Annotated in this window: 24 protein-coding genes and 1 pseudogene; 9 read left to right on the forward strand and 16 right to left on the reverse strand. The window is 74.0% G+C overall.

Annotation, left to right across the window (positions count from 1 at the left end; all coding sequences use genetic code 11):
- The 5 genes and pseudogenes from ACIQWR_RS21025 to ACIQWR_RS21045 form a co-directional block, all read right to left on the reverse strand.
- Positions 1–603: pseudogene (locus tag ACIQWR_RS21025) on the reverse strand (hypothetical protein); the annotation flags it as partial.
- A gap of 124 nt (positions 604–727) precedes the next feature.
- Positions 728–886 carry a DUF6760 family protein gene (locus ACIQWR_RS21030; RefSeq protein WP_385781393.1) on the reverse strand — a complete coding sequence of 53 codons (159 nt, stop codon included), beginning with the start codon at positions 884–886 and terminating at the stop codon, positions 728–730.
- A complete protein-coding gene (locus tag ACIQWR_RS21035; RefSeq protein WP_404011581.1) occupies positions 883–1,371 on the reverse strand; it encodes a hypothetical protein in 489 nt (162 codons plus the stop codon). The genes ACIQWR_RS21030 and ACIQWR_RS21035 overlap by 4 nt, the downstream gene beginning before the upstream one ends.
- Complete coding sequence (locus tag ACIQWR_RS21040; protein ID WP_404011583.1) at positions 1,371–1,814, reverse strand: phage tail protein; 444 nt, start codon at positions 1,812–1,814, stop codon at positions 1,371–1,373. Before ACIQWR_RS21040 ends, ACIQWR_RS21035 begins: the two co-directional genes overlap by 1 nt.
- Before the next feature lie 106 nt (positions 1,815–1,920).
- A complete protein-coding gene (locus ACIQWR_RS21045; RefSeq protein ID WP_404011586.1) occupies positions 1,921–3,519 on the reverse strand; it encodes a phage tail sheath subtilisin-like domain-containing protein in 1,599 nt (532 codons plus the stop codon).
- 305 nt (positions 3,520–3,824) lie between these two features.
- Between ACIQWR_RS21045 and ACIQWR_RS21050 the strand changes: the two genes are divergently transcribed.
- Positions 3,825–5,219, forward strand: a complete 1,395-nt coding sequence (locus ACIQWR_RS21050; RefSeq protein ID WP_404011589.1) for an RICIN domain-containing protein — start codon at positions 3,825–3,827, stop codon at positions 5,217–5,219.
- Between the two features lie 22 nt (positions 5,220–5,241).
- Here ACIQWR_RS21050 and ACIQWR_RS21055 read toward each other — a convergent pair whose 3' ends face one another.
- From ACIQWR_RS21055 to ACIQWR_RS21065, 3 genes are all read right to left on the reverse strand, one after another.
- A complete protein-coding gene (locus ACIQWR_RS21055; protein ID WP_404011592.1) occupies positions 5,242–7,296 on the reverse strand; it encodes an ATP-binding protein in 2,055 nt (684 codons plus the stop codon).
- On the reverse strand, positions 7,293–8,003 hold the full coding sequence (locus ACIQWR_RS21060; protein WP_404011594.1) for a DUF4255 domain-containing protein: 711 nt from the start codon (positions 8,001–8,003) through the stop codon (positions 7,293–7,295). Before ACIQWR_RS21060 ends, ACIQWR_RS21055 begins: the two co-directional genes overlap by 4 nt.
- Before the next feature lie 174 nt (positions 8,004–8,177).
- Positions 8,178–8,876 carry a LuxR C-terminal-related transcriptional regulator gene (locus tag ACIQWR_RS21065; protein ID WP_404011597.1) on the reverse strand — a complete coding sequence of 233 codons (699 nt, stop codon included), beginning with the start codon at positions 8,874–8,876 and terminating at the stop codon, positions 8,178–8,180.
- A 302-nt stretch (positions 8,877–9,178) separates the two neighbouring features.
- On the opposite strand from ACIQWR_RS21065, the gene ACIQWR_RS21070 reads away from it, so the two are divergent.
- The 3 genes from ACIQWR_RS21070 to ACIQWR_RS21080 all read left to right on the forward strand — a co-directional run bounded on the left by ACIQWR_RS21070 (position 9,179) and on the right by ACIQWR_RS21080 (position 13,411).
- The gene (locus ACIQWR_RS21070) at positions 9,179–12,133 is read left to right on the forward strand and encodes an AAA family ATPase (RefSeq protein ID WP_404011600.1); all 2,955 of its coding nucleotides are present in this window, start codon (positions 9,179–9,181) and stop codon (positions 12,131–12,133) included.
- Between the two features lie 173 nt (positions 12,134–12,306).
- The gene (locus ACIQWR_RS21075; protein WP_404011603.1) at positions 12,307–12,531 is read left to right on the forward strand and encodes a DUF6243 family protein; all 225 of its coding nucleotides are present in this window, start codon (positions 12,307–12,309) and stop codon (positions 12,529–12,531) included.
- A gap of 88 nt (positions 12,532–12,619) precedes the next feature.
- On the forward strand, positions 12,620–13,411 hold the full coding sequence (locus ACIQWR_RS21080; RefSeq protein ID WP_404011605.1) for a hypothetical protein: 792 nt from the start codon (positions 12,620–12,622) through the stop codon (positions 13,409–13,411).
- 36 nt (positions 13,412–13,447) lie between these two features.
- Here ACIQWR_RS21080 and ACIQWR_RS21085 read toward each other — a convergent pair whose 3' ends face one another.
- Positions 13,448–13,912, reverse strand: coding sequence for an SRPBCC domain-containing protein (locus ACIQWR_RS21085; protein WP_404011607.1), 465 nt, complete (start codon positions 13,910–13,912; stop codon positions 13,448–13,450).
- A gap of 138 nt (positions 13,913–14,050) precedes the next feature.
- Here ACIQWR_RS21085 and ACIQWR_RS21090 point away from each other — a divergent pair, with 138 nt between their 5' ends.
- Both ACIQWR_RS21090 and ACIQWR_RS21095 read left to right on the forward strand, forming a co-directional pair.
- On the forward strand, positions 14,051–15,085 hold the full coding sequence (locus ACIQWR_RS21090) for a hypothetical protein (RefSeq protein ID WP_404011610.1): 1,035 nt from the start codon (positions 14,051–14,053) through the stop codon (positions 15,083–15,085).
- A 64-nt stretch (positions 15,086–15,149) separates the two neighbouring features.
- Entirely contained in the window at positions 15,150–15,590 is a 441-nt protein-coding gene (locus tag ACIQWR_RS21095) for a hypothetical protein (protein WP_404011612.1), read from the forward strand.
- Between the two features lie 7 nt (positions 15,591–15,597).
- On the opposite strand, the gene ACIQWR_RS21100 is transcribed toward ACIQWR_RS21095, so the two are convergent.
- The 6 genes from ACIQWR_RS21100 to ACIQWR_RS21125 form a co-directional block, all read right to left on the reverse strand.
- On the reverse strand, positions 15,598–16,701 hold the full coding sequence (locus ACIQWR_RS21100; protein WP_404011615.1) for a pyridoxal-phosphate dependent enzyme: 1,104 nt from the start codon (positions 16,699–16,701) through the stop codon (positions 15,598–15,600).
- Positions 16,622–17,665 (reverse strand): GHMP kinase, encoded by a 1,044-nt coding sequence (locus ACIQWR_RS21105; RefSeq protein WP_404011618.1) that lies wholly within the window; start codon positions 17,663–17,665, stop codon positions 16,622–16,624. The genes ACIQWR_RS21100 and ACIQWR_RS21105 overlap by 80 nt, the downstream gene beginning before the upstream one ends.
- The gene (locus ACIQWR_RS21110) at positions 17,662–18,504 is read right to left on the reverse strand and encodes a Rossmann-like domain-containing protein (protein WP_404011621.1); all 843 of its coding nucleotides are present in this window, start codon (positions 18,502–18,504) and stop codon (positions 17,662–17,664) included. The genes ACIQWR_RS21105 and ACIQWR_RS21110 overlap by 4 nt, the downstream gene beginning before the upstream one ends.
- 32 nt (positions 18,505–18,536) lie before the next feature.
- On the reverse strand, positions 18,537–19,349 hold the full coding sequence (locus tag ACIQWR_RS21115) for an ABC transporter ATP-binding protein (protein WP_404011624.1): 813 nt from the start codon (positions 19,347–19,349) through the stop codon (positions 18,537–18,539).
- Positions 19,346–20,299 carry a FecCD family ABC transporter permease gene (locus ACIQWR_RS21120; RefSeq protein ID WP_404011627.1) on the reverse strand — a complete coding sequence of 318 codons (954 nt, stop codon included), beginning with the start codon at positions 20,297–20,299 and terminating at the stop codon, positions 19,346–19,348. The genes ACIQWR_RS21115 and ACIQWR_RS21120 overlap by 4 nt, the downstream gene beginning before the upstream one ends.
- A gap of 102 nt (positions 20,300–20,401) precedes the next feature.
- Positions 20,402–21,445, reverse strand: a complete 1,044-nt coding sequence (locus ACIQWR_RS21125; protein ID WP_404011629.1) for an ABC transporter substrate-binding protein — start codon at positions 21,443–21,445, stop codon at positions 20,402–20,404.
- Between the two features lie 153 nt (positions 21,446–21,598).
- Between ACIQWR_RS21125 and ACIQWR_RS21130 the strand changes: the two genes are divergently transcribed.
- Positions 21,599–22,864 (forward strand): MFS transporter, encoded by a 1,266-nt coding sequence (locus ACIQWR_RS21130; RefSeq protein ID WP_404011632.1) that lies wholly within the window; start codon positions 21,599–21,601, stop codon positions 22,862–22,864.
- Positions 22,865–22,973: 109 nt separating this feature from the next.
- Here the strand turns inward: ACIQWR_RS21130 and ACIQWR_RS21135 are convergent, their stop codons facing one another.
- The gene (locus tag ACIQWR_RS21135; protein ID WP_404011634.1) at positions 22,974–24,422 is read right to left on the reverse strand and encodes an MFS transporter; all 1,449 of its coding nucleotides are present in this window, start codon (positions 24,420–24,422) and stop codon (positions 22,974–22,976) included.
- Positions 24,423–24,480: 58 nt separating this feature from the next.
- On the opposite strand from ACIQWR_RS21135, the gene ACIQWR_RS21140 reads away from it, so the two are divergent.
- Together ACIQWR_RS21140 and ACIQWR_RS21145 are read left to right on the forward strand one after the other, a co-directional pair.
- Positions 24,481–25,008: a winged helix-turn-helix transcriptional regulator gene (locus ACIQWR_RS21140; RefSeq protein WP_404011636.1), complete on the forward strand. Its 528-nt coding sequence runs from the start codon at positions 24,481–24,483 to the stop codon at positions 25,006–25,008.
- A gap of 129 nt (positions 25,009–25,137) precedes the next feature.
- Positions 25,138–26,502 (forward strand): endonuclease domain-containing protein, encoded by a 1,365-nt coding sequence (locus ACIQWR_RS21145; protein WP_404011639.1) that lies wholly within the window; start codon positions 25,138–25,140, stop codon positions 26,500–26,502.
- The last annotated feature ends 37 nt before the right edge of the window (positions 26,503–26,539 follow it).

The raw sequence follows: 26,539 nt of genomic DNA on the forward strand, positions 1-26,539 counted from the left end.
TACCGGGGCCGGTGCGCGGCCCGCAGGTGTCACGGTCGCAGCGTTGGTGGTCACCGCCGCAGGGGCCGGCTCCCGTACCGGGGCCGGTGCGCGGCCTGCGGGGGCAGCGGTCACGGCCGGGGTGGGCGCCGCGCCACGGGCCGCCCCCCGCGCAGGAGTTGGGACGCGGCCCGCCGGGGCGGACCCGACGGGGCGGGCGCCCGGGCGCGCCGGGTGGACCCCCGGCACGGGGGACGCCACCGGGACCGCCCCGAGCGGCGCCACCGGCACGCGCCGCACAGCGGGCACGCCGGCGGCAGGCAACGGCACGCGCTGCACGGCGGGCACGCCGGCGGCAGGCACCGGCACCCCGGCCGCGGGGAACGGCAGGGCGGGCGCGGGCCGTCCGAACCCCACGACGGGCCCGGCCGCCGCGGCCACCGCACCCGGGAGCAGGCCGCCGCCCGCCGCGGGATCCAGCACCGCCGGGGAGGGGCCCCGGGTGAACGCCGGGTCCTGCCAGGTCGCCAGCCGCCCGCCGAAACCGGCGTCCGCGACACCCGTCACAGCGCCGTCCGTCGCCCGCCGCAGCGGCGGCAGGCCGGCCCAGGCGGCAACGGCCACCGGGGGCGCGGAAGGCGCGGGCACCGGGGCCGGGGCCGCGGTGCCCGGAGCGGGCGAGCCACCGGGCGCCGACGCGCCACGGCCGCTCCGCCTCCCCCGCAGCCGGTCCAGGAATGCCACCTGCTCAGCCCTCCGGTGCGGCGCGCGTCACGAACGACGCGATCTGTTCGGTGTACCGGCGCCGGTCCTGGTGCTCCAGGTCCAAGATCGCCTCCAGTTCCCAGTGGAAGTGGAAGGCCACGTACGCGATCTCCTCGTGCAGCCGGTCGGTCGCGTACGTCACGATTCCCCCAGGCGGCTCCCGCCGAGCTCCACCTCGAAGGGCTCCGCGCAGTGCGGACACCGCACGGCCGCGCGGGTGTGGCCCTCCGCGTTGATCTGGCGGTAGAAGTCCTGGAGGAACGCCAGGTCGGAGGCGAACATGTTCTCCACGATCCCGTCGTGCACCATCGCCAGCGTGCCCAGCCTGACGATGACCCGGCCGAGCAGCACCACCGAGAGGTAGGCGGGGTTCTCCTGCACGCGCACGTCCCGCAGCGGGACCAGCTCGTCGCGCGCCGTGGACAGCCGCATGACACCGTCCCGGTGCACGGTGCCCGCCTCGTCCACGTAGCCCCGCGGCAGCTCGAAGGGGAACTCGGTGCGCAGGGACCACCCGGCTGCCGGTTCCGCCGACGGGCCGGTGGGCGCGGCGGGGGCGGGCGCGGCGGCGGGGGCCGAGGGGGGAAGATCCGCCCCCGCCGCGACCCTGGTCGTCGAACGGCGCATTACTCGATGACCAGTTCTTCGAACACGATGGTGACCGACTCGGTCAGCGCCGCGGCCTCGCCGGCCTTCACCGTGCTCGTCTCGATCTTGCTGCACCAGGCGTTGCGCAGGTTGTAGCGCTTCACCGGGTTGTCCTGGTAGTCCATCATGATGATGGAGGCGTTCTTGCGGGCCGTGCTCATCTGGCCGCGGATCGAGTCGTTGATCCACTGGGTGAAGGACGACGACTGGGTCATGCCGCGCACGACCGTGCACTGGCCGTTCTTCTGGACGCCCGGCAGCAGCGCCACCTCGGGCCGGCCCTGCGCGCTGTTCTGCTGGTAGGTGATGACGTCCTGTTCGAGGGTGAGACCGCTGATCTCGGCGAGGTACTCGACCATCACCCCGTCGATCTGGAGGCCGAAGTTGTGTGACGTGAGGGCGTCACCCGGCTGGAGGCTCATGTGTTCGCTGTCCTTTTCACGACTTCACGACGGGAGTTGCGCACGACGGGAGTTGCGCGCAGGGGTACGGAGAGACGACGGGGCCGGAGGCGGGCTCCGGACCCGGTCACTCCTCCAGCTCCCCGTTGCCGCCGGAGAACTGCGCCAGCCGGAAGATGACGAACTCGGCGGGCTTCACCGGTGAGATGCCGATCTCGCAGATGACCCGGCCGAGGTCGACCGACTCCGGCGGGTTCGTCTCCTCGTCGCACTTGACGTAGTACGCCTGCTCGGGGCTCTGCCCGAACAGGGCGCCGCCGCGCCACTCGTTGACCAGGAAGGCGGAGACGTTGCGCCGGATGCGCGCCCAGAGGTTGTGGTCGTTCGGCTCGAACACCACCCACTGGGTGCCGATCAGGATCGACTCCTCCAGGTAGTTGAAGTACCGGCGGATGTTCAGGTAGCGCCAGGCCGGGTCGGAGGAGAGGGTGCGCGCTCCCCAGACGCGGATGCCGCGGCCCGGGAAGGGCCGGATGCAGTTCACGCCGATCGGGTTGAGCAGGTCCTGTTCGCCGCGGGTGATCTGGAGTTCGAGGTCGACCGCGCCGCGCACGACCTCGTTGGCGGGGGCCTTGTGGACACCGCGCTCGCTGTCGTTGCGGGCCCAGATGCCGGCGACGTGACCGCTCGGCGGGACCAGGCGCGACTGGCCGGTCGCCGGGTCGAAGGACTTGATCCACGGGTAGTACAGGGCCGCGTACTTGGAATCGTAGTTGGCCGTCTCCTGGCGCCAGACCCGGATGGAGCGGGCGTTCATGCCGGGCGGCGGGTCGATGATCGCGACCCGGTCGCCCATCAGCTCGCAGTGCGCGATCAGGCCGAGTTGGACCGCCTTGACGGCCTCCAGGTCGATCGCACCGCGCTGGTAGGCGGACATCAGGTCGGGCACGGCGACCATGGAGATCTCGTCGACGGCCTCCAGACCGCCGAAGCCCGTACGGTCCGCCGAGTCGCCGAGGTACTGCGCGGGGCCGGGGTGGGAGTCCTCGACCCGGTCGGCGGGGAGGGCCGGGGCGGCCGGGGGCGCCGGCAGGTCCACCGTCTGGTTCTCCGGTCGCGCCAACTGCCCCGACGGCGCGGCCTCGGTCACGGTGATGAGCCGGGAGTGCTCCTTGACGTGCGTGACGACGTAGGACCGGTTGCCCTTCTTCGCGCTCACGTCGAAGGTCTCGACCGGCTTGTCGCCGTCCTTGACGATCAGCTTGAACCGCTCGGCCGGCCCTTCCCCCTCCGGGTCGGCGACCTCGACGGACAGCGGGCCGAGGCCCTCCGCGACGGCGGCCACGGCGAAGGAACCGAGCGGGCGGGACGGGGCGGCGGCCAGCGGGGGCCGGGCGGACGCACCGGTGACGGCGGCGGGCGCCGCCGCCCGGCCCGGGCCCTGAGCGGCGGCGTCCCCGGCGGAACCGCCGACGCGCACGACGTACGCGGCCGAACCGCCGTTGTTGAAGAACCCGTAGACGGAGTGCGCGAGGTAGTAGCCGTCGGTGAAGTCGCCGAAGGCCGCGACGTACTGGGTCCAGTTGGTCACCAGCGTGGGCTCGTTCAGCGGGCCGGTCGGAGCCAGACCGACGAAGGCCGCCACCGACGTGCCGACCCCCTCGATGGGGCGCGAACCGCTGGCCACCTCCTCGACGTAGACGCCGGGCGACAGGTAGGACGGCATGCTCTGCTCTCCTCGGGTACGAGACAGGACACCACCACCCTGACGCGCGCGCCGCCCCCTCGAAACGTCCCCCGGTACCTGCACGGGGGCACGGTCGTTGCCCCCGCTGCTCCCTGGACGGGGGCACGCAGGGGCAGGGACAGGGGTAGCGACAGGAACAGCGGAGGAGCAGCGACGCGGTCACTGGCAGGGGAGGTGCCGGCGGCAGGGGCAGCGCCGTGCGCCGGCGCGGACCGGACGGGCTGCCCCGAGGTCTGCCCCCGCGGCTCCTGGCCGGCGGTGGGGCCGCGGTTAGCGTGCGGGGGGTGAGCCTATGGACTTCCCTGGAACCCGCCTCCGTCACCGTCGACCCGGGCAGCAGTACGCGCGTACGGCTGCGCGTGCGCAACACCGGTGACGTGGTGGACGAGTACCGCTTCGAACCCGTCGGCGACGTGGCGCCCTGGACGACGGTGGAGCCGGCGACCCTGCGGTTGTACCCGGGCACCACCGGCACGGTGGAGCTGACCTTCGCACCGCCCCGCACCCCCGACGCCACGGCCGGCCCGAACCCGTACGCGGTGCGCGTCACACCGACCGAGCACCCCGAGGCCGTGACGGTCCCCGAAGGGAACCTGACCGTCACCGCCTTCACCGAGGTGCGCGCCGAACTCGTGCCGCCGACCGTCAAGGGGCGCCTGCGCGGACGCCCCAGGCTGGCGGTGGACAACCTCGGCAACACCAAGGTGACGGCATCGATCACGGGCGGCGACACCGGGGACCACCTCACCTACGAGATCCGCCCCGGGAACGTCCAGATCGACGCAGGGCGCGCCGCGTTCGTCGACACGACCTTGCGGCCCCGGCAGATCGTCTGGTTCGGTTCCAAGGAGGTGCGGCCCTACACCCTGGCGGTGCGCCGCTCCGGGGCCGAGCCGCTGGAGGTCGAGGGGACCTACGTCCAGCGCGGCTTCCTCCCGCGCTGGCTGGCCACCTCCTTCGGGCTGCTGCTCGCCCTGGCCGTCGCCTTCGTGATGATCTGGATGGCCTACGACCCGCAGGTCCGCACGGCGGCCACCGAGGCGACCGAAAAGGCCGGCACCGTGCTGCCGACCACCCAGCCCCTCGCCCCGCCGCCCCCGCCCTCGCCCAGCGCCACCCCCGAAGCGCCCAAGGCCGAGAAGCCGGGCGCCGACGGCGGGGGAGGGGGAGAGCAGTCCGCGAAGCCCGCGGCCCCGGCGCCCGTGGTGCCCGCCGAGAAGGTCCTGCTGCGCAATGCCACCACCCGCATGTGCGCCGACCTGTCGGGGCTCGACAAGGGCCGGATCAACCAGCCCGTCGCGCAAGCCGGTTGCGTCGGCACCACGGTGGACAACCAGCTGTGGAACCTGGAGGTGAAGTATCCGGTGCTCGGCCCGGGCGGCACCCCCCTCTTCCAGATCCGCAACGTCAAGGACCAGCTCTGCATGGACCTCGGCGAGTACGACGGTCGGCCCGTGGGGACCGGCATCGGCGAGTTCACCTGCGACGGGACCACCGCCGACAACCAACTGTGGTGGATCGCCGTGCAGGAGAGCGGCGACTACTGGATCCGCAACTACGCGAGCAACAACAAGTGCCTGAACGTGAAGGGCGGGGCCGTCGACGACCGGCTGGACATCGCCGACTGCACCAACACGGGCAACCAGGAGTGGAAGATCGTCCACCCCAAGACCGGCTGATCACGGGCTGTCGGCCGCCGGATCACCAGCCGCCTTCGCCCGGTACCAGCCGCCCCGCCTTGCGGTACTCCCGGCGGGCACCCTCCAGGAGGTCCTGCGCCGTCACCTCGTCGCCCCGACCGGCGGCGAGGTAGGCGGCGGTCACCACCGCACTGCGGATGGAGCCGCCGGCCAGCTCGAAGTCCCGGGCCAGCGGAGCCGCGTCGATCCCATCGGCGGACGGCACGTGCGCCAGCCCGTGCCGCCACAGCGCGAGGCGCTGCCCCGGGTCCGGGAACGGGAAGTCGACCACCAGGTCGAGGCGCCGGGTGAACGCCGCGTCGATGTTCGCGCGCAGGTTGGTGGTGAGCAGCGCGATCCCGTCGAAGGACTCCAACCGCTGGAGCAGGTAGGAGCTCTCCATGTTGGCGTAGCGGTCGTGGGCGTCCTTGACCTCGGAGCGCTTGCCGAAGACGGCGTCCGCCTCGTCGAAGAGCAGCACGGCGTCGGTGCGGTCCGCCTCCGTGAAGATCCGCTCCAGGTTCTTCTCGGTCTCACCGACGTACTTGTCCACGATCGACGACAACTGGACCACGTACAGGTCGAGTCCGAGATCGGCGGCGACGACCTCCGCCGACAGCGTCTTGCCGGTCCCGGACTCCCCGGCGAACAGGCCGAGCACGCCCCGCCCGCGCCCCCCGCCGGCGCTGAGCCGCCAGTCCCCGAGCACCCGGTCGCGGTGGCGGGCCCGCAGGGCCAGTTCGCGCAGCTGCGCCAGGGGGCCCGCGGGCAGGACCAGGTCCCCCCAGTCCACGGCCGGCCGGATGCGTCGGGTGTGGCTCTCCAGCCCCGAGGCCGACTGGCGGCGCGCGGCCCGCCGTACGTGGGCGGCGCCGAGCGGTGCGCCGTCGAAGGCGGCCAGCGCCCGGGCCGCCCGCGCGGCCCGCCCTATCCGGTCCCCGCCGAGGCGGTACGGGGCGACCGTCGCGGCCAGGTCGAAGCCGTCGGCGGCGTCGGTGCCCAGCGCGGCCCGCCACGCGGCGGTCCCTCCGTCCCGGCGGTCCGGCGCGTCCAGGACCAGGGGGTCCTCGGGGGCCCAGTGGGGGTCGTACGGGCGGGGCCCGGCCAGCAGCACCGTCACGTCCGGCGCCGCGACGAGCGCCCGGACCAGCGGGCCGGGCGCCTCGGGCAGCGCCGGCACGACGACGGCCCGGCCGCTGAGGCGGGCCTCGCGCAGCAGCTCGGCGACGTGTTCGCCCGGCTCGGCGCAGCACAGCCCGTCCAGGCCCGCGGCGCGCAACGCCGAGGCGTAGGCGGCCAGGCCGTCGCCCTCGCGCTGTTCCCGCAGGTAGACGGTGGCGGGAGCCGCCGCCAGGAGGGCCGCGAGCCGGTGGGTGAACTGCTCGGCCGTCCGGTCGCCGGGCAGCGGATCCGGCATCGGGCGCACCAGGCCGAGCAGGGCCGCGTCCGGGGTGTCGTCACCGAGGAGATGGCCGGTCAGCCGGTCGGGCACGCGCAAGGAGCGGGTCAGGAAGGGGCGTTCGGGTTCGATGACTTCCAGCAGGCCGAGTGCCAGGAGGGGCGCGGACGGGTGCAGCCGGGCCCGGGCGGCGGCGGACCGGGCGGGCACCCCGCAGAGTTCGAGGGCGAGACCGACCGTCGCCCGGCGCCTGCTCACGTCGTCGTTGAGGTAGCCGTAGAGGGGTTCGAAGGTCCGGTCGACGTCGGGAGCGAGGGCGACGAGCACGACGGCGACGTCGAGCGCGCTGAGGCCCGCCCGCCCGGCCAGCCGGGCCATCCGGTCCATCCCCTGCCCGGAGTCGTGCGACGGCGCCGCGATGACGCTCCGGTCGGATCCGGCGGCCACGTCGGACACCGGGGGCCAGGTGTCGAGCACGTGGTGGACCGCCTCGTCGGACAGGTAGAGCCCGCGCAGGGGGTCGTCGGCGGTCGGATCACCGGCGGTCCGCTGTTCGACCAGCGCCGACACCCGCCCGCGCAAGGCGCCGAGACGGTCGAGCAGCCCCTGGCCCGGATCGCCCGCATCGCCCGTGTCGGCCGCCGGCTGCGGGATCAGGCCGGCGTAGGGGGCGTTCACCGCGCGTCCGAGCGGCGGGAGGTCTCCCCGGGAAGGGGCGCGCCCCCGGCGTCGGCCCGCGCCGCCCGGGCGGCCCGGGCGGCCGCCACCTGGTGGGGACGGTGCGAACGGCCCCCGGTCACCGCAGGGTCGCCGTCCATCCCGCCCAGCCGGACGGTCGCGCCCTCGGTGACCGGCGGCCCCGCCTCGTACTCGGGGAAGGCCGGGAAGGGCGCGGTCACCACCAGGTCCAGCGAGGGTTTCAGCTCGCCGCCGAGCGCGGACCAGATCTCCGCGAGCGAGCGTGCCTCCGTCTGCACGCCGGCCGCCGTCAGCTGCACGGAGAGCCCCAGCGCCCGCAGGGAGCCCGGCAGTTCCTCCGGCGGCAGCACCTCGCGGGGCAGCAGGGTCGCGAGCACGGCGGACAACAACCGGTGCTCGTCCTGCGGGGTCTTCGTCCACGCGGTCACCAGGTACGACAGCTTGAACCAGCGCGGCGGTTGACTGCGCCGCACGACCACGTCCCGATCGTCGCGCACCTCCGTCCGACCGCGCTGCCGCCGGGCCACGTCCTCCCGGATGTCGTACAAGTAGGTGTTGACCACGGGGGCGTTGCGCCGGGCCGCCCAGTCCCGGGTCGGTGCCTCGAAGGACACCTCGATGCCCGAACCCGTCAACGCCCCGCCGCCGAGGAGGCCCTTGAGCACCTCGTCCACTTCGTGGATCACGCGCGTACTCCTGCCCAGCCCTGCCCTGCCCGCACGGCCGGTCGTGCCCGGGCCGTCGTCCTGCGCCGATCGTCCCCCGGGCGGCATCCGGGCCACAGGAGCGCGGGGGACGACGGCGGGGCAGTCGGCCCTGCCCGCGCGGACACCCGCCGGCGCCCGCGGTTGCCCGATCGGTCAGATGTAGCCCTCCCGGAAGGCGAAGGCCACGGCGTGCGCACGATTGCGCAGGTGGAGCCGGATGGTGAGGCCGTGCATGACGTTCTTGACGGTCCGTTCGGAATAGGACAACTTGCCCGCGATCTCAGCGGTGTCGAAGCCCTCGGCGACCAGACGCAGGACGTCCACCTCGCGCGGCGTGAGCCCGAGGGCCGGCGGACCGGGCCGGCCCGCGGCACCCCGGTGGAGCGTGCCCAGCTGGTGGATGAGCCGACCCAGGAGATCGGCGGGCAGATCGCTGTCGCCGCGGGACGCGGCCAGCACCGCCTGCACCAGCCGCTCGGCCGTGGCGTCGCGGCGCCGGACGATCGCGCCGATCCCGCACTCCATCACGTCCAGCAGCTCGCTCTCCCGCATCGCGCCCACCACGAGAACGGCGCGTGCGCCCTCGCTGCGCACGAGGCGGCGCAGCCGGGTCAGCGCGGCATCGTCGAGGGCGTCCACCACGAGCAGGGCCACCGTGTCCGGACCGGACTCCTCGCGCAGCTCGACCTCGGGGCGTCTGCGCAGCTGGCCGACCGCCCCCTCCAGGCTGATCGGGTCATCGGCGTACACGGCCACGGGCACGCGCCGGTCCGCGGAGCCCGCGTGCGGGCCCGGACCGGCGGAGGGCGTCGTGGCGGAGGGCAGGGTGGTGGTCCGGGGTGAGTCGAGCAACGTTTCCCCTATGCAGCGGCCCGTCGTGCGGCTCGGGCCGGTAGCCGATGAGCTCCCCAACACTTCTTCGGGCGCCACGGGCGGGGCAATCGTGGACGACCACGGGCCCCACCACGAGAGCACGGTGGTGATGACCACGAGGCCGGCCCGCTTCGTGAACGTCGTCGCAGGTCACGGCGGTGCCCCTCGGTCTCGGGCCGGCCCCGGCGAGCGGAAGTGAGCTGCGCCACTTCCGGTCACCACGTCGCGGGCGCGGTCGTCTCATCTGGCGGCGGAGCACACCCTTGCCCACGGAGGTACCGATGACCACACCACTCCACGAGCGCGAAGGCGCCCGGGCGCTCCTCGCGGACCGGGCGGGGCGGGCCCGCTCCGGTTCCGGTTCCCTGGTGCTGCTCCAGGGCGCCACCGGCACCGGCCGCACCGCCGTGCTGGAGGGCGCCGTGCGGGAGGCCGGGGGACCGGGCATGCGGGTGCTGTCGGCGCGGTGCTCGCCGGAGGACACCGGTGTGCCCTTCGCCACGGTGCTGCAACTCCTCGGCCCGGTGCCGGACTTCATCGACCTCGTGCCCGACCACGTCGACCGGGGGAACGCCGCCCGACTGTGGCGGCTGCTGCGCTCGTACGCGGCCGAGGGACCGCTCCTGATGGCGGTCGACGACGTCCACCTCGCCGACTCCGCGTCACGCCGCTGGCTACGCGAAGCGGTGCGCCACATCGACCGATTACCCGTATTACTCGTGGCGAGCGAGCGCAGCCAGTACGACATCGGCCCCCGGCGCTCCGGGCTCGCCCGGTCGCTGTCGCCCTCGCTCGTCCACATCCACACCATCGACCCGCTCGGCGACGCGGCCGCCGCGGAGCTCGTCCGCACCGCCCTGCCGGCGGCCGGACCCGAGGGGACGGCGGAAGCCGTGCGGGCCGGTGCGGGCAACCCACTGCTCCTGCACGCCCTGCTCCACGACCTCGGCGGCGCACCCGAAGCGGTCCCGCTGCTGCCGGACACCTGCGCCGCGCTGTATCCCGGCAGCTACCCGGCGGCCGTCTCGTGGTGGCTGGAGAGCGCGGGCGCGGAGACGGCCGAGGTGGCCCGCTGCCTGGCCGCCCTGGAGGAGGCCTGGCCCCAGCCGTCCCCACCCGAGCACCGCCCGAGCCGGCCCGCCGGGAGCGCCATCGAGGCCGTGGCCGCGTCCGGCCCTCCGGCCGACCCCGATCCGGCCATCGGAGCGGCCGGCGCCCCGGCGGGTCCGTTCGCGGTCGGGATCGCGGCAGGTCCGGCCACGGCCGGGGTCCCGGCCGGTCCGTCCGTGGCCCGGATCCCGACGGGCCCGGGGGTGGCCGGTGTCCTCGCGGAGGCCGCCGGAGCGGATCCCGCACGGGTCACGGGCTGGCTCACCGCGATGACCCGCATCGGACTCCTGCGTCCGGACCCCGCCGGCCTGCCGCGCTTCGCGCACCGCCTGCTGCGCGACGCCGTGCTGAGCGGCTGGCCCACCACCCGGCGGGAGGCGGCGCACCTGGTGGCCGCGAAGACGATGCTGCGTCGCGGCGAGCGCGTCGAGACGGTCGCCGCCCACCTGCTGCGCACCCCGGGCGACGGCCTGCCCTGGGCCCTGCGCGTCCTGCGGGACGCGGCGACCGTCGCGGTGCACGACGCGCGCCCCCGCGACGCCGCGGGCTATCTGCGCCGCGCCCTGGACGAACCGCTCTCCGACGACCACCGCCAGCGCCTGCTGACCGAACTGGGCTCGCTGGAGTACGCCTCGGACGACGGCACGGTGGCGATCGCCCGGCTGGCCGAGGCCCAGTACCTGCCGGCCGCACCCCGCGACCGGGTGCGCGCCGCCGTGGCCCTCGGCACGGCCCTGGTCGGCCGCGGCGAGGTCACCACGGCGCTGGAGGTGATGCGGCGCACGGAGGACGGCCTGGACGGCCACCCGGGACTCGCCCGCACCGTCCAGACCGTCACCGCGCTGCTGGCCGACGCCGACCTCGCCTCCCGTCAGGAGACCTACCGCAGGCTCTCCGCGAGCGGCGAGGACGCGCCGGAGCTCGTCGGCACCGCCAGTCGGGCCCTGCTGGTGCGGTACGAGGCGACCGCCGGACTGATCTCGGCCGCCGAGGCCATGACCCGCGTACGGGCCCTGCTCGCGCAGCCCTGCGACCCGCTGGCCGAGCCCTTCCTGCTGGGGACGGCGGCGGCGGTCGCCGAATGGGCCGACGAACTCGACGAGGCCGAGCGGCTCGTGGACCGCGGCCTGGTCGGCCAGTACCCCGCTCTGCTCCACCCCATGGAGGACGCGCTCCTCAACACCCGCGCGGACATTGCGGCCGCCCGCGGCGACGTCGCCCGGCTGATCGCGGTGCGCGGCGACGGTGCGGCCGTCGCCGCGCGTGCCCACGGCGGGCCCTCCAACCGGGACGCCCACGTGCTGATGGCGCTGGTCCACACCGGCCGCCCGGAGGAGGCCCGACGGCTGGCCGAAGCCTTCGACCTCGGCCGGGCCCCGGAGTCGTGGGAGCTGAACCGCTTCCTCTACGCGCGGGGGGTGCAGCGCCTCGCCGCCGGCGACCCGGCGGGCGCGCTGCACGACTTCCTGGAATGCGGCCGCCGCCAGAGCGCCCGGGAGGTGTTCAGCCCGGTCGTCACCCCCTGGCGGACCGCAGTCGCCCAGTGCCGGCTCGCCTTCGGCGGCGACCAGGAGGCCCTGGCCCTGGCCACCGAGGAGCTGCGGCTGGCGCGGGTGTGGAACACCCCGCGCACGGTGGGGCGCGCACTGCGCGTCCTCGGCACCGCGACCGGTGGCCGTCGGGGCCTGGACCTCGCAGAGGAAGCGGTCGGCACCCTCAGGCACGCACCCGCCGACGCCGGGATGGAGCTGGTCGAGGCCCTCCTCGCCCAAGGCCGCCAGCTCCTCGCCGCCGGCGAACGCGGCCGCGCCCGTGACCGGCTGCGCGAGGCGGCCGACCTGGCCGAGCGCAAGGGCGGCCTGCGGCTGCTGGCGCTGGCCGAGCAGGCCCTGCGCGAGGGCGGCGCCCGGGTCCCGGCCGCGGCGCGGACCGGTTCGGCGGCCCTGACCGACAGCGAACGCCGCATCGCCGAACTGGCCGCGGCGGGCCGGACGAACACCGAGATCGCCGACCTCCTCCACCTGGCCCGGCGCACCGTGGAGACCCACCTGACGAGCACCTACCGGAAACTGGGCATCCGCAGCAGGGCGGAACTGCCCGCCACCCTCGCCCGCGCCCGCCGATGAAGGGGACCGGGCCACGACCCGGCACCGACCGGGCATCCGTCCCTTGTCATGTCCGTCCGGTCGCCGATCTACGATGGAGGGTGTGACGGACCCCTGCTGACGTCCTACGACGACGCCGCGCCCGTCCCCACCGATGAATCCGCAGATCGCTTCACCTCATTCCCGGAGAGCTCGTGACCGACAGCAAGAACATCAACAACCCCGTGGGCCAGGGCGGCGGCCACCGCAAGAAGCTGTCCCGCGCCGAACGGCAGAACAACGGCCCGCACCGCAACCTCGACCGGCAGGGCGCCGCCGACCAGAAGGCGGAGCTGGTGCGCAAGATGCGCGAGAAGGCGCTCGCCGCCGAGGCCGCCGAGGCCGCCGCGCAGGCGAGCGACGACACCGCCCAGAACTGACGCACCGCCGCGGCGGGGCCGCCACCGCACGGCCGGTCCGGCCCCCGCCGCCGCGCGCGTCCCGTGGGTCGGCGCGTACGTTGGAGGGGTGCGCTCAGAAACCCGCTCCGAGGCTTACGGCACGGCCACCGGACCCGTCTCCGGTTTCCTGGAGAACCCGGTCGTCGGGATGGCGCCGTGGATCGTCTTCTCGCTGGTGGTCGGCCCGGGGCGGTTCGAGATCGCGGTCGGGATCGCGCTCGGCACGTCCCTCGCCCTGATCGCCCTGAGCCGGTTCGTGCGCCGCGGCGGTTCCTGGAAGCTGCTGGAGCTGGCCGACGTCGTGTTCTTCGCCGCGCTGGCCGTCATCGGCGCCCTCGCGAGCGAGGGCACGCTGCGCTGGCTGGAGACGTACGCGGGGGAGATCGCGAACCTCACCCTGACGGTGATCGCCTTCGGCTCGATGGCCGTGCGGATGCCCTTCACCCTCCAGTACGCCCGCGAACAGGTCGACCCGTCGCTGTGGCACGCACCGGCCTTCCTGCGCACCAACTACGTGATCACCGGCGTGTGGGGCCTGGCGTTCCTGGTGGCGGCCCTCGCGGGCGGCTACGGCGACCTGGTCCTGCACAACCCCGACAACATCTGGACCGGCTGGATCATCCAGGTCCTGGCGATCGTCGCCGCCCTGCGCTTCACCGTCTGGTACCCGGGCGTGGTCCGCGCCCGCGCCCGCGGCGAGAGCACGCCGAAGGGGGCTTCGCTGCTGCTGCCCCTGGCGGGGCTGCTGGTGCCGATCGGCATCGCGGTGCTGGTCTTCGACGGCAACGTCTGGTGGCTGGGCGTCGCCCTGATGGTCGCGGGCGGGCTGCTGACGAAGACCCTCCGGGCGCGGAGCTGAGCGGCTCCGCACGCCCGGCCGTCCCGGTCCCCTCGGTCAGGCGGGGTGGTGGTCGGCGACGGCGCCGATCTCCATGTCGTGTTCGAGGAGGGCCTTCATGGCGCACAGGGCGGTGGTGAACCCGCCGACGGTGTTGTTGAGCCACGCCACGAGGTCCGCGCCCCGGCCGTGGAAGCCGGTCTCGCGCACCTCGACGAAGGTGGCCTCCGGTAGCCCGGGGCGCGGGGTGAAGGTCACCTCGACCTGGGTCGGCTCCGTGTAGTTGCCCCACTCGAACCGGATCAGCCGGTCCTGCTCCACGGCGGTGACCCGGGCACGGACGCTGGCTCCGTACGTCTCCCACTCCCATTGGAGCTCGGCGCCGGGGACCATCGGCCCGCTGCTCCTGCTGTACCAGAACCGGGTGGTCACGTCGGGGTCGGCGAAGGCGCGGAACGCGGTGGCGACCGGCTTCCGGACGATCATGCAGGCATAGGCCACGGCTTCTTCTTCGGAACTCACGGGCACGATCATGCCCCAGAGGCCGCTCCACGGGCGCGGCGGCGCGGCCGACGGCGAGCACGGCCAGCTCGACCACCCCAGCCGGCGTCTGTCGGCCGTTCTTATATTCTTCTGAGAATCGCCCCATAGCGTCCGCGCATGACGATGAAGCGCATGCTCCCCGTATCGGTATCCGTCGTGCTGACGGCGGTGGCTCTGACGAGCACGGCGGGGGTGGCCGTCGCGGCCCCCGCGGCCCCGCGTGGCAAGGCGCCGACGGACTACCTCTACATGTCGCTCGGAGATTTCGAGGAAGCCGTGTCCGGAAAGGCCCCGGACATCAAGGCGAAGATCGACCGTCCGGACATTCACGGTGTCCAGGTGGTGGCGCCGTGGAAGGCCCTCGAAGGTCGCAAGGGCGAGTACAAGTGGTCGAGGATCGATGACGCCCTGACGTATCTCCAGGGCCACGGCAAGAAGCTGTTCGTCCAGGTCCAGGACCGGTTCTTCGACGTGGACGGCATCGAGAACGCCAATGTCCCCCAGTACGTGAAGGACGAGGGCGGGGTCGCCCCGACGATCGACGAGAACCCCGATGTGGTCACGAGCGCCGGAGCCATGGCCGCGCAGTGGAAGAAGGACGTGCGGACGGACTTCCAGGGACTGCTGAAAGCCATGGCGGCGAAGTTCGACGGCAAGCTCGGCGGGGTGAACCTGCCCGAGACCGCGATCGAAGTGGACACGAAGAAGGACCGCACCGGATACGACTCCACGTCGTACATCGACGCCGAACTGGAGAACATGGCCTACGGCAGGAAGGTCTTCACCAAGACGCCCTTCGTCCAGTACGTGAACTTCCTGCCGGACGACGACGACCACGAGCGCATGAAGGAGATGTTCGACCTCGCCCGGGACAAGGGCATCGGAATCGGCGGACCCGACACCCTGCCGGACCGGGACTGGCAGATGAAGAACTCCTACAAGTTCCTCCACGCCTACAAGGACGTCCTCCCCGTCGTCGCCATGGCCGTCCAGGAGCCCGACATCGGCGCCAAGGACCCCAGGACCGGCCTCCCTTACACCCGTCAACGGTTCACCGACTTCGCCGGCGACTACCTGGGCGCGAGCTGCCTCTTCTGGACCACCGAGGCCGATTGGCTGGCGAAGCCCGCGGCGGGCGCGGGTCCCCGGTAGCCACCGGTGGTCCGCCCGTAGCCCCTGGTACGTGGGCGGCGGTCGAGCAGGATAGTTTGCTCGGATGAGTCTCCTTGATGATGTGGCCGAGCGCGACGGCTGGCGGTGCTGGGTGTGCGACGAACCGGTCGACCCCGACGAGTCGGTGAACGACCCGCGAGGGCCCAGTGTCGACAGCCGGACCACCGACCGGAAGGCCAAGGTCGCCGAGCGGCTCGCCCACCGCGGGTGCAACACCCGCAAGGGCGCGGTCAAGGTGGTCATCGCCTGGCCGGAGCACCTGTACGTGGTCGAACCCGCGCCGCTGATCACCGTTGCCGACCGGTTGGAGCGCAAGGGCGGCCGCGAGATGGTGGGCCGTTGCCCGACGAAGAAGGACGCCCAGGAGGCGGCGGACTGGCTGGTGGACCGGTTCTCCCGGCTGGTCCCGGGGCTGCCGGTGACCGCCGCCGTCGAGCAGGGCGGCGGTCAGTTCCTCGTCGTCCTGGCCACGGGCCGCCGCTGACCGGAGATCACCCGCGCTCGCTCGCCCGCGCCGAGGTGCTGGTCACCTCGGCCGGTCGACCGGCGGGCGAAGGCACCGCCGGGGCGCGGTTCCACCGCATCCGGGACCACGGCAGGGCCAGCTGGCCCTGGTCGGACACCTCGCGCGGGGCGAAGTCCGCCATCGGCGCGACCTCGCGGTGCCGGGCGTAGACGGTGTCGACGTAGCGGTGTCCGGTGTCGGCGGCGATGAAGAGGACCGTCCGCTCGGGGGAGCGCTCGCGTTCGTGGCGGGCGGCGAGGTAGCCCGCGCCGGTCGACAGGCCGGCGAAGACGGCGTGCCGCCGCAGCAGGTCGACGCTGCCGGCCAGCGCGGCGTCGAAGGCGACCCAGTGCAGGACGTCGTACAGCTCGTGGGAGACGTTCCCGAAGGGGATCGAGCTGCCGATCCCGGCGATGATGATCTCCGGGTCGCGGACGTGTTCGGCGCCGAAGGTGACGCTGCCGTACGGCTGGACACCGACGAGTTCCACATCGGCTTCCCCACCGGCTTCCCCGTTCGCCTCCGCCTTCGCCGGGCCGTCGGCGGCCCCGCGCAGGTAGCGGGCGAGGGCTCCCGTGGAGGCGCCCGAGCCGACCCCGCCGACGAGGGTGAGCCCGTCCGCGCCGGTCGCCTCCCGGATCCGGTCGGCGACCGTGCGGTAGCCGAGGTAGTGGATGTCGTCGTGGTACTGCCGCATCCAGTGGTACTCGGGGTGTTCGGCGAGGATCTCGTGGATCCGCTCGACGCGCCGTTTCTGGTCGAGTTTGAGGTCGTCGCACGGTTCCATCTGCGTGAGCGTCGCCCCGAGCACGGCGAGCTGGGTGCGCAGCGTGTGGTCCACCGTGGTCGAGCCGACGATGTGGCAGCGCATGCCGTGCCGGTGACAGGCCAGGGCGAGGGCGTAGGCGTAGATGCCGCTGGAGCTGTCCAGCAGGGTGTCCCCGCGGCGCACGACTCCGGTGTCGAGCAGGTGCCCCACCGCGGCGAGGGCGGAGACCACCTTCATCGTCTCAAATCGCAGGCAGACGAGCCGGTCGTCGAGGCGTACCAGGTCCGGCCTGCCGATCGACTCCGCGATGTGCTGGTCCATTTCGGATCTCCTTGGTGGTGGTGCAGGTCGTGAAGGTACGAGTGGCGGGGATCGCATGGGCGTCCAGGGCGCGCAGGCAGCCGCGCACGCGGTGGCGCAGGCCGGGCGCGGCCGGGTCGAAGAGCACCCCCGCCACCGCCCCGCTGTGCGCGATCTGGACGCCCACCGCTCCCGCCCGCCGGGCGATGCCGCACAGTGCGTCGAACTCGGGGTGGCCGAGGACCCGCTGGCCGCGCCGAGCACTGGCGGTCGCGACCCGGCCGAGCAGCCGCACGTCACCGGTGGCCACCGCCCGGCGCAGCAGCCCGCGCAGCCGCTCCCCGGCCCGCACGTCGTCGTCGCCGGGCTCGGGCACGTTCAGGGCCAGGGTGTCCACGGGCGCGCCCCCGCCCAGAGCGCAGCCCACGACGACCAGCGGCGGCAGCCGGGGGCCGAGGACCTCCAGGACCCTGCCCTCCCGCTGGGCGAAGAGCACCGGGCGGCCGTCGCACATCAGCGGATCGCAGGCCAGCTCCGCGCGCACGGCCAGCCGGGCGACCGTTTCGGCGGACAGCCGCAGCCCGTACGCGTCCGCGACCGCGCGCACGGCGGCGATCACATCGCTGGTCGAGCTGCCCATGCCGAGTCCCACCGGCACGTCACCGGTGAGCCACAACTCCCCGCCGCAGGGCGGCTGGCCGGCCCGCTCCGCGCATTCCGCCACCGCGAGGGCGGCGGCCCCCGCGGCTTTCGTACGGTCGGCCGGTACGACGCTCAGCTCCCCGGGCTCGGTGCCGGGACGACGGACGAACGTGGCGCGGCTGCCGGGGCCGGCCATGGGGAGGGTGACCAGGCCCGCGCACCGGCGTCCCGCGCCGTCGAGGAAGACGCCCTGGAGGATCTCGCCGTGGTGGCAGGGGGCGTACCCGGCGCCGGTGGGGAGGCCACCGCCGCCGGGCGCCACCGGACGTGGGGCGCGGATCATGCGCGGCCCACCGTCCGGTAGCGGTACAGGGCGGTCTCCTCGGCGCTGAACTGGGAGAAGGGGAACGGTTCCGCCGACAGGGCGGTCACGCCCGAGCCGAGGAAGGCGCGGGCCACGGCGCTCCCGGTCTGCGCGTAGACGATCAGCGGGATGCCGCGGGACCGGCAGCGTTCCAGGACGGTGTCGAACGAGCCGTTGCTCAGGGTCATCCCGGTGGCGACGACGGCCTCGGCGCTCTCCAGCACCTCGTGCATGTCGGTGGTGACGGGATCGCCCCACTGGGTGGCCTTGAGGTTGAAGTCGCAGGGCAGCGGTGTGCCGCCGCGCTCGCGGATCGCCGCGACGAGGGGGTTGACGACGCCGATGAGGCCGACCTTGGCGCCCTCCTCGATGTCCAGGAGGCCGGCGATGGCCGCGTCACGGGCCTTCGCGCGGAGCTCCGGGGTACCGGTGGGCAGGGTCACGGACTCGGCGTCGCCCGCCCCGGCGGCGACGCGGTGCGGGCGGGCCTCGGAGAGGTAGGCGTCGAGGGCGGCGATCCGCAGCGGGCGCGGGCCCTCGCGCAGCAGCACGTCGAGCGGGGCGCCGGAGGAGCCGTGGCAGATCGCCGGGGCGATCTCGCCGGCCTCGAAGGCGCAGCCGCCGAACGAGCCGCCGAGGCGGACCAGGACGTACTGGTTGAGGTAGGTGGTGTCGCCGCCGGCCAGGCGGGTGCCGTGGTGCATCCAGAACACGCTGGTCGCGACGAGCCGGTGGGGGAGCGGGCCGTGTTCGCCGGCGAGGACGGCCTCGATGAGGGCGTCGACGGTAAGGGGATTCACGGGATTCGCGGGGTTCACGGGGTCCACAGTGTTCATGGGGTTCACGGGGTTCACGGGGTTCCTTTCATGGGGGCGGGTCGGGGTGCGGCAGCCGGTGCTCCGAGCGGGCCCCGGCAGGTGAGCGCGGGGTTGCCCAGGGCATCGGTGGAGAGTTCCGCGTCCACCTCGAAGACCTCGGCGAGCCGATCGGAGGTCAGGACGGCGGCGGGCGTGCCGGCGGCGACCAGGCGACCGTGGTGCAGGAGCAGCAGCCGGTCGCAGTACCGGGCGGCGAGCGACAGGTCGTGCAGCGCGACCAGGACCGTCTGCTCGGTGCCGGTCGACAACTCCATCAGTTCCAACTGGTGTTTGATGTCGAGATGGTTGGTGGGCTCGTCGAGCAGGAGTCCGTAAGGCTGTTGGGCCAGCGCCCGGGCGATGTGGGCGCGCTGGCGCTCACCGCCCGACAGCGCCTTCCAGGGGCGGTCGGCCAGTGCGGTGAGTCCGACGCGCTCCAGCGCGGCGGCGACCACCGTGCGGTCGGTGGCGTCGGGTCCGCGCCAGTGGTCCCGGTACGGGGTCCGCCCGAGGCCGACGACATCGGCGACCAGCAGGTCGCTGTCCGCGCCCGAGCCCTGTTCGACGAAGGCGACGTGACGGGCGATCCGCCGGGCGCTCCAGTGGCGTACGGACTCGCCGTCGTAGCGGACCGTGCCCTCGTCGGGGGGTCGCAACCCGGCCAGGCAGCGCAGCAGCGAGGACTTGCCCGAGCCGTTCGGGCCGAGCAGTCCGACCGTCTCGCCGGGTGCGATGTCCACGCAGACGTCGCGCACGACCGGCCTGCCCGCCACCGACCAGCTCAGCCCTTCGGCGGTGATCCTCACAGCTCACCCCTCCTGCGCAGGACGAGCAGGAAGAGCGGTACGCCCAGCAGGGCGGTGATCACGCCCACGGGAACCTCGCGGGGCGCGAAGGCGATCCGCGCCAGCGCGTCCGTCCACACCAGGAACACCGCGCCCGCGAACGCCGCGTACGGCAGTAGCACCCGGTGCAGCGGGCCGACGAGGAACCGCACCCCGTGGGGGACGATCAGCCCGACGAATCCGATGGCGCCGACGGTGGCCACCGCCACGGCGGTCAGCACGGCCGTGACCACGAGCAGCAGCATCCGGGTGCGCCGTACGCCGATCCCGAGGGAGGCGGCGGTGTCGGTGCCGAAGGCGAGCCCGTCGAGGGAGTGGGAGCAGAGCCAGGCCGCCGCCAGCCCCAGCGGGGTGACGATCGCGCAGACCACGACCGCGTTCCAGCGGGCCGGCGCCATCGAGCCCAGCAGCCAGTGGGTGACCGCCCGCGTGGTGTCCGCGTCCGCCGAGGCCATCAGGACGAGCGAAGTGATCGCCGTGAAGAGCTGGCCGACGACGACACCGGTGAGGACGATGCGGACGGAGTCCAGTCCGGTGCGCTTCAGCAGGAGCAGGAGCAGCCCGAAGGAGAGCAGCGCGCCGGCGAGGGCGCCGCCGGTGACCCCGAGGGCGTTGGCGCCGACCCCGAGGACGACCACGGTGACGGCCCCCGCCGAGGCCCCCGACGAGACGCCGAGCAGGTAGGGGTCGGCGAGCGCGTTGCGGGTGACCGCCTGGAGCACCGTGCCGCACACGGCGAGCGAGGCGCCCACGAGGGCGGCCATCAATACGCGCGGTAGCCGCAGGTCCCAGACGAGGGAGTCCAGCAGCGGGGGCAACGGCCTTACGTCCAGGCCGAGACGGGAGCCGAGCACGCGGGCGAGGTCGGTCCAGCCCACGTCGGCGGTGCCGATGCGTACGGACGCGGTCACCGAGGCCACGAGGGCGACCGCGGCGAGGAGGAGGAGCGCCTCCGGGCCGCCGCGGACCGGCCCGGAGGCGAGAGGTCCCGCATCCCCTGCCGGGCGACGGGGTCAGCGGACATATCCGAGGCCCTTCATGCCGTCGGCCAGCAACCCCAGGGCGTGTACGGAGCGCACCGAGGGATCCAGCTCGATGCCGGGCACTTCGAGGACCTTGTCGTCACGGACCGCGGCCAGCTTGGAGATCACCGGATGCTGGGTCATCGCGGCGCGCTTCTCCTTGGCGCTGTCGCCGGGCCGGCCGCGCTCGGACAGGTCGCCGATCACGATGAAGTCGGGGTCGCGCTTGGCCACTTCCTCCCAGGAGACCTCCGGCCAGTCCTGGTCGACGTCGTCGAAGGCGTTCTGTGCGCCGATGATCCGGCTCATCTCGCTGGGCAGGCCGGTCCTGCCCGCCACGTACGGCATGCCGTTGAAGACGGAGTAGAGGTAGACCACGGTGGGCCGGCCGGGCCGGCCCGCTCCCCGGGCGGCCTTGGCGGCGTTCTGTCCGGCCCTGGCGACGGCGGCGCGCTGGTCGGCGGCGAGCTTGCCGGCCCGCTCCTCGACGCCGAAGACCTTGCCGAGGTTCTCGTAGTCGGAGAAGAGGAGCTCGAAGGGGGCCGTGCCGGCCGGGCTCTGCCGCGGGCAGTCCACGGCGCTCACGAAGGTCGGGACCTTGAGGGCGCCCAGTTCCTCACGGGTGCCGGCCCGGTCCTTCGTGAAGAGGTCCGCGGAGCCGGCGACGACGAAGTCGGGTGTGGCGGCGCGCAGTTGCTCACCGGTGGCGATCTTGGGGGCGATGACCGGGATCTTGGCGTACGCGGCCTCGTACTGGCCGGGGATCTTCGTCTTGAGGTTGGCGGTTCCGGCCGTCCGGTCCTGGAGCCCGAGTTCGAGCAGGGTCTCGGTCGAGGTCTGGTCCAGGGCGACGGTCCGCTTCGGGGGTGCGGTGAGGGACACCTGACGGCCGCAACTGGTGAAGGAGGCCGCCTTGGTGGAGGCGCGTGCGGCGGGACCGTCGTCCGCCGTGGAGCCGTCGCCGGCCGCTGTGGAGCAGCCTGCGGTGGCGAGGGCGATGGTCAGGGCGATGCCGAGGCGGGCGGGGTGGCGCATGGGTTCTCCGGTCCGGGAGCGCGGGCGTGGGTGTTGTCGTGCACAGGGCAGAAGCTCTGCGTGTGAAGGGTACTGTAATGGTATTCATTTTCATTAAGAAACCCGGGTGCGGTTCGACGAGCCGCCACCCCCACCCCGAGGAGCAACCACACCGTGGCGACCACACCCGCGCCCATCGCGGCCAAGACCCCTACCCCGCGCCCACGTTCGGTGCTGCGCGACACCGCGTTCCTGCGCCTGTGGGCGGGCACCACCGCCTCGGGACTCGCGACCTGGGCCCTGCCCTTCGTCCTCGGGCTCGCCGTACTCCACCGCGGTCTCGGCGCCGCCGGTCTCGGCCTCGTCCTCGCCGCCCGCACCATCGGCTTCCTGGCCGCCGTCGCCGTCGGTGGCGTGCTGGCCGACCGGCACTCCCGCCGCGCGGTCGTCCTCTGGTCGGGCCTCGCGGCAGCGGTCGCCGCGCCCCTGCTCGCCGCCGGACTCGGCCGTTCGCTCGTGCTGATGACCGCCGCTGCCGCCCTCGCGGGCGCCGGACAGGGCGCCTGCCGCCCGGCGTTCCAGGCGCTCACCGCCGAGACCGTGGCGCCCGAGCGCCGCCAACAGGCCAATGCCGCGCTGACCATGGCTGTCCGCGGATGCACGCTTGCCGGGCCCGCGCTGACCGCGCTCCTCGCCGCCGTCCTCGACATCAGGACGCTGCTGCTCGGCATCGGCCTGCTGTGGCTGGTCGCCGCGTTCGTCCCCGGCAAGGGTGCCGCCGGTCCGGCGGACCCGCAGGCCGAGCCGGAGCCGCGCGCCGGCCTGCGCGCCGAGTTCCTGGAGGGGATACGAGAAGCGCGCCGCCACCCCTGGTTCCTGGCCGGACTCGGCGGACTGACCGCGGTGATCGCGCTGGGGTATTCCGTCACCAGCGTCGCGCTGCCCCTGATCAGCCGGGACCGCTACGACACCCAGTGGGTGCTGGCCGCGGCCGTGACCGCGTACACCGTGGGCGCGCTCGGCGGGGCCCTGGTCACCGCCCGGTGGCGGCCCCGCTCGCAGGGGTGGGCCGCCTTCGCGGGGTTGGCCGCCTACGGTGTCGCGCCGCTGAGCTTGATGCTGCCCGTGCACCCGGCCGTGGTCGTCGCCGCCTACGCGGTCGCCGGGACAGGCATCGAACTGTTCAACGTGCCCTGGTTCACGGCCACCCAGCGCGAGGTCGCCCCGGACAAGCTGGCCCGCGTCTCCTCGCTGGACTTCCTCGTCTCCTACGGTCTGGCGCCGGTCGGGCTGGCCCTGATCGCGCCGGCCATCGCGGCCTTCGGCGTCACCCCGGTGCTCGCCGTGTGCGCCGCCGCCTGCTTCCTCGTACCGGCCGCCGCGGCGTTCGTACCCGGCGCCCGCCACTTCGCGCGGACGGCTCCGGCGGCGAGGGGCTGACCTGCACCTGGGCCTGGACCTGCGCCTCCGTCGGCGCCTGCGCCTGGAGGACCGACGCCCGGGGGCGAGTGACGGTCCCGTCCGTCCTCGGGCGGACGGGACCCCTTCCTCAGGCGGCGCCGGTCTTCGTGGCGTTCGTGGCGTCGACCGTCGCCGTCGCGGCGGCGACGGACGGTCGCGGCTCGCGGACCAGCGGGAGCGTCGCGCACGCGGCGAGCAGGGACGCCGCGGCGACGGCGTACCAGCCGTGCTGGAACGCGGTGACGACGTGTTCGGGGGTCGGGGTGCCGAGGAGGCCGATCAGGACCGCCACGCCGAGGACCGCGCCGATCTGGCGGCCCATCGAGGTGATGGCCGAGCCGGTGGCGAAGCGGGCCGGCGGGAGGGCGGCCGCCGACGCCCCGGTCAGGACCGGGAGCGTCATGCCGACGCCGAGGCCGGTCAGCATCATGCCGGGCAGGAGCGAGGTCGCGTAGGCCGAGCCGGTGTCGAGCGCGGCGGCCCACCACAGGATGCCGGCGGCGAACAGTACGGTTCCCGCCAGCGCGATGCGGCCCGCGCCGAACCGGGCCACGGCGGGCCCGATCCGCAAGGCGACCGGCGGCACCAGCAAGGGCCCCGGCGCGATGGCGAGGCCGGTGCGCAGGGCGGAGTAGCCCCATACGCCCTGGCACCACAGCACCGCGCCGAGCAGCATGCCGGCGAAGGCGACGGCGAAGAGCGTCAGGGCGGCCGCGGCGGATGCGAACGCCGGAACCCGGAGCAGTGGCAGCTCGACGATCGGCACGGGGTGGCGGGCCGAGCGCAGGACGAACCAGACACCGAGCAGCACCGCGGCAGCCAGGCCGCCGAGGGTCGCGGCGCTCGTCCAACCCCAATCGGGAGCCTTGACCAGACCGAGCGCGAGCGTGGCGATCGATCCGGTGAGCAGGGCGGCGCCGAACAGGTCGGGCAGCGCGCTCCTGCCCGCCCCCGCGCGCCCGGGCGACGGCAGCACCTTGATGCCGAGCGCGATCGCCGCGATCCCCACCGGCACGTTGACGATGAACACCCAACGCCATCCGGCCTCGACCAGCAGCCCACCGGCCACCGGCCCGAGTCCGGCGGCGATCCCCCCGATCGACGCCCAGGCCCGCACCGCTCCGGCACGCTTCTCGGGCGCCGTCGTGTCGAGCAACAGCGCGAGCGAGGTGGGCATCAACAGCGCGGCGCCGGCGGCCTGTACGAGCCGTGCCGCGACCAGCGTCCCGACGCCGGGAGCGAGCGAGCAGCCGATCGAGGCGAGGGTGAACACCGCCAGTCCGGTCAGGAAGACCGGTTTGTGCCCGGAGCGGTCGGCGACGCGGCCGGCGACCACGAGGAGTGCCGCGAAGACGATCGCGTAGCCGTTGAGCACCCAGGAGAGGGAGCCGAGGCCGCTGCCGCCGTACGAGCGGCCGATCTCCGGGAGGGCGACGTTGACGATGAAGAGGTCGAGGTTCGACATGAAGACCGCAGCCGCGACCGTCGCGAAAACGGCTCGGGACGCGCGGTGTGGGTTTGAAATTCCAACTGTCATGGGGCGGAGATTAGTCGTGTGAGTTTGAAAACACAACGGAGTCGGGGATGATGGGGAGGTGACCTCGAATGCGAAGCGGGCCGCGCACGCGGTTCCGCACCCCGAAGTGCCCGGTCGACCGTGCTCCGTGGCCGCCGCGCTGCAACTCATCGGCGAACGCTGGGCCCTCCTGGCGGTGCGCGAGATCTTCTACGGCAACCAGCGCTTCGACCGGATCGTCCGCAACACCGGCGCCCCCCGCGACCGCCTCGCCGCGCGACTGCGCGCACTGGAGGAGGCGGGCGTGGTCGAGCGCCGCGCCTACAGCGAGCGCCCGCCGCGCTTCGAATACCACCTCACGGAGGCCGGCCGCGATCTCGCGCCGGTGATGCGGGCGATGCTGACCTGGGGCGATCGCTGGGCGGTGGACACCCCGCCGGTCGCCTTCCGGCACCGCGGCGGACCCGGCTCCGCGCACGAGGCCGAGCACGACCTGGACCCGGCGTCGACGTGCCGGACCTGCGGCGAGGAGGTCGCGCCGGGGAGCCTCACGCTCGACGTGCGGGCGCCCGGATGGGACCAGGCCGGACCGACCGAGGGCTCCTGAACCGAGCGGCGATCGCCGACCCGAGCCCGATGGCGGATCCGAGCCCGAGGACGAGCCCGGGTCCGAGTCCGGGTCCGAGCCCGACGCCGGCTGTGACGCCCAAGGGCCGCCAGCCCTTAGCCTGTTGTCATGCCGGATCTTGCCGTCCCGGGCCGCGCGGGCGGCCGGATCGCCCTGGGTGCCGCGGACGCCCTGTGGGCCGACCTGACGTCCGACAGCGCCGTGCCGACGGCGCCCGAGGTGTTCACCCGCCCCGCCGCCCGCGGTCGAGCGGGGTACGCCCTGCTCGGCTGCCGTGTGGTGGCGATGGTCGAGACGGGCGGCGGCCGGTGGAGCGTTCTGGAGGAAGAGGTGCGCCGCGCGGCGGCGGAGATGAACGCGGTCGAGCTGGACGGCCGGGACCTGGTCCGCATCGGCCCGTTCCGCGGCGTCCCGCGGCAGGAACCCGACGGGGGAACGCCGCTGCGATGGCGCGCGCGCATCATGTGGGAACTGCGGCAGCCGTGCTCCCCGGCGGAGTCGGGCGCCCCGGAGCGGACGGCACGAAACGAAGACGGCGGCCGGCCGTGTCAGCTGGCGGGGATCGACTGGCGGCGGATGCTCGTGGAGAAGTCCCACGACCGCACGGTGCGGACCTGGTGGCTGCCGCGCGCCCTGGTCCGACTGCTCGACGCGGCCGAACACGCCGAAACGCGCTGGCTGCACGCCGAACGGACCCGCCGGACGGGCGCGGCCGCCACCGAACAGCCCGCCCCGCGCCGCCCGCCCCGCTCCACCGGCGACCCGCGGACGACGGGCCGCGACCGCCCGACCGCCCCGTCGCGCCCGTACGAAGGGGAGTGGGAAGGCCACCTGTACTCGGTACTCAGCAGGAAGGCCGGTACCGCCCGCAAGGTGGCCGGGTGGGCGTGCGCCGTCTGCGGCGCGGCCCCCGCCGCCGTGCTCGACCACTGCCACGAACACGGCTACGTCCGCGCCCCCGTGTGCCAGTCCTGCAACACCCACGAGCGCCCCGACCACCTGTACAGCAACGACGTCCGCGTCGCCGACCACTACACCCGCCTCTTCGACACCCACGCCGCCGATTGGCTCCGCCACTGGCACCGCTGCCCCGGCTGCCGCACCCGCAGCACCCTGCCGCTGCCGCACCTCGCCGCGTGGGCCGCGCACACGGCCTGCCGATCCCTGCGCCCGACCCACCACGCCGCCCGCGGGCGCCGACCCTGCGGCGTGCTGCGCGCCTACTGGACCGGCAGCCACCGCGCGCCCCGCTCCTGCCTGCTCACCGTCGCCGTCGACTTCTGCCCCTCCGGCGAACACCGCCTCCTGGCGCAGATGCCCTACCGCGAAGCCGTCGAGCGCTTCGGCGCCTGGCTGGCCGAGACCGCCCCCACCGTGGCCGCCGCGGCCGGACCGGAGCGCCTGGACGACCTCCCCGTCCGGTCCCGGCCGGTCGTCGTCGACACCGGCGGCGACGGCCTGGCGCTGTTCTGACCGGCCGGTATGGAGGAAGCGGTGCGCGGCCGCCGGG

This window comes from Streptomyces sp. NPDC098789, from assembly GCF_044759975.1.
Classification (GTDB): Bacteria; Actinomycetota; Actinomycetes; order Streptomycetales; family Streptomycetaceae; genus Streptomyces.

Excerpts from the sequence above, each read along its gene's own strand:
- ACIQWR_RS21145 (WP_404011639.1), top strand. The coding sequence starts at position 25,138 with ATGCCGGATCTTGCCGTCCCGGGCCGCGCGGGCGGCCGGATCGCCCTG.
- ACIQWR_RS21125 (WP_404011629.1), bottom strand. The coding sequence starts at position 21,445 with ATGCGCCACCCCGCCCGCCTCGGCATCGCCCTGACCATCGCCCTCGCC.
- ACIQWR_RS21100 (WP_404011615.1), bottom strand. The coding sequence starts at position 16,701 with ATGGACCAGCACATCGCGGAGTCGATCGGCAGGCCGGACCTGGTACGC.
- ACIQWR_RS21070 (WP_404011600.1), top strand. The coding sequence starts at position 9,179 with ATGACCACACCACTCCACGAGCGCGAAGGCGCCCGGGCGCTCCTCGCG.
- ACIQWR_RS21095 (WP_404011612.1), top strand. The coding sequence starts at position 15,150 with ATGAGTCTCCTTGATGATGTGGCCGAGCGCGACGGCTGGCGGTGCTGG.
- ACIQWR_RS21040 (WP_404011583.1), bottom strand. The coding sequence starts at position 1,814 with ATGAGCCTCCAGCCGGGTGACGCCCTCACGTCACACAACTTCGGCCTC.
- ACIQWR_RS21035 (WP_404011581.1), bottom strand. The coding sequence starts at position 1,371 with ATGCGCCGTTCGACGACCAGGGTCGCGGCGGGGGCGGATCTTCCCCCC.
- ACIQWR_RS21090 (WP_404011610.1), top strand. The coding sequence starts at position 14,051 with ATGACGATGAAGCGCATGCTCCCCGTATCGGTATCCGTCGTGCTGACG.
- ACIQWR_RS21105 (WP_404011618.1), bottom strand. The coding sequence starts at position 17,665 with ATGATCCGCGCCCCACGTCCGGTGGCGCCCGGCGGCGGTGGCCTCCCC.
- ACIQWR_RS21135 (WP_404011634.1), bottom strand. The coding sequence starts at position 24,422 with ATGACAGTTGGAATTTCAAACCCACACCGCGCGTCCCGAGCCGTTTTC.
- ACIQWR_RS21045 (WP_404011586.1), bottom strand. The coding sequence starts at position 3,519 with ATGCCGTCCTACCTGTCGCCCGGCGTCTACGTCGAGGAGGTGGCCAGC.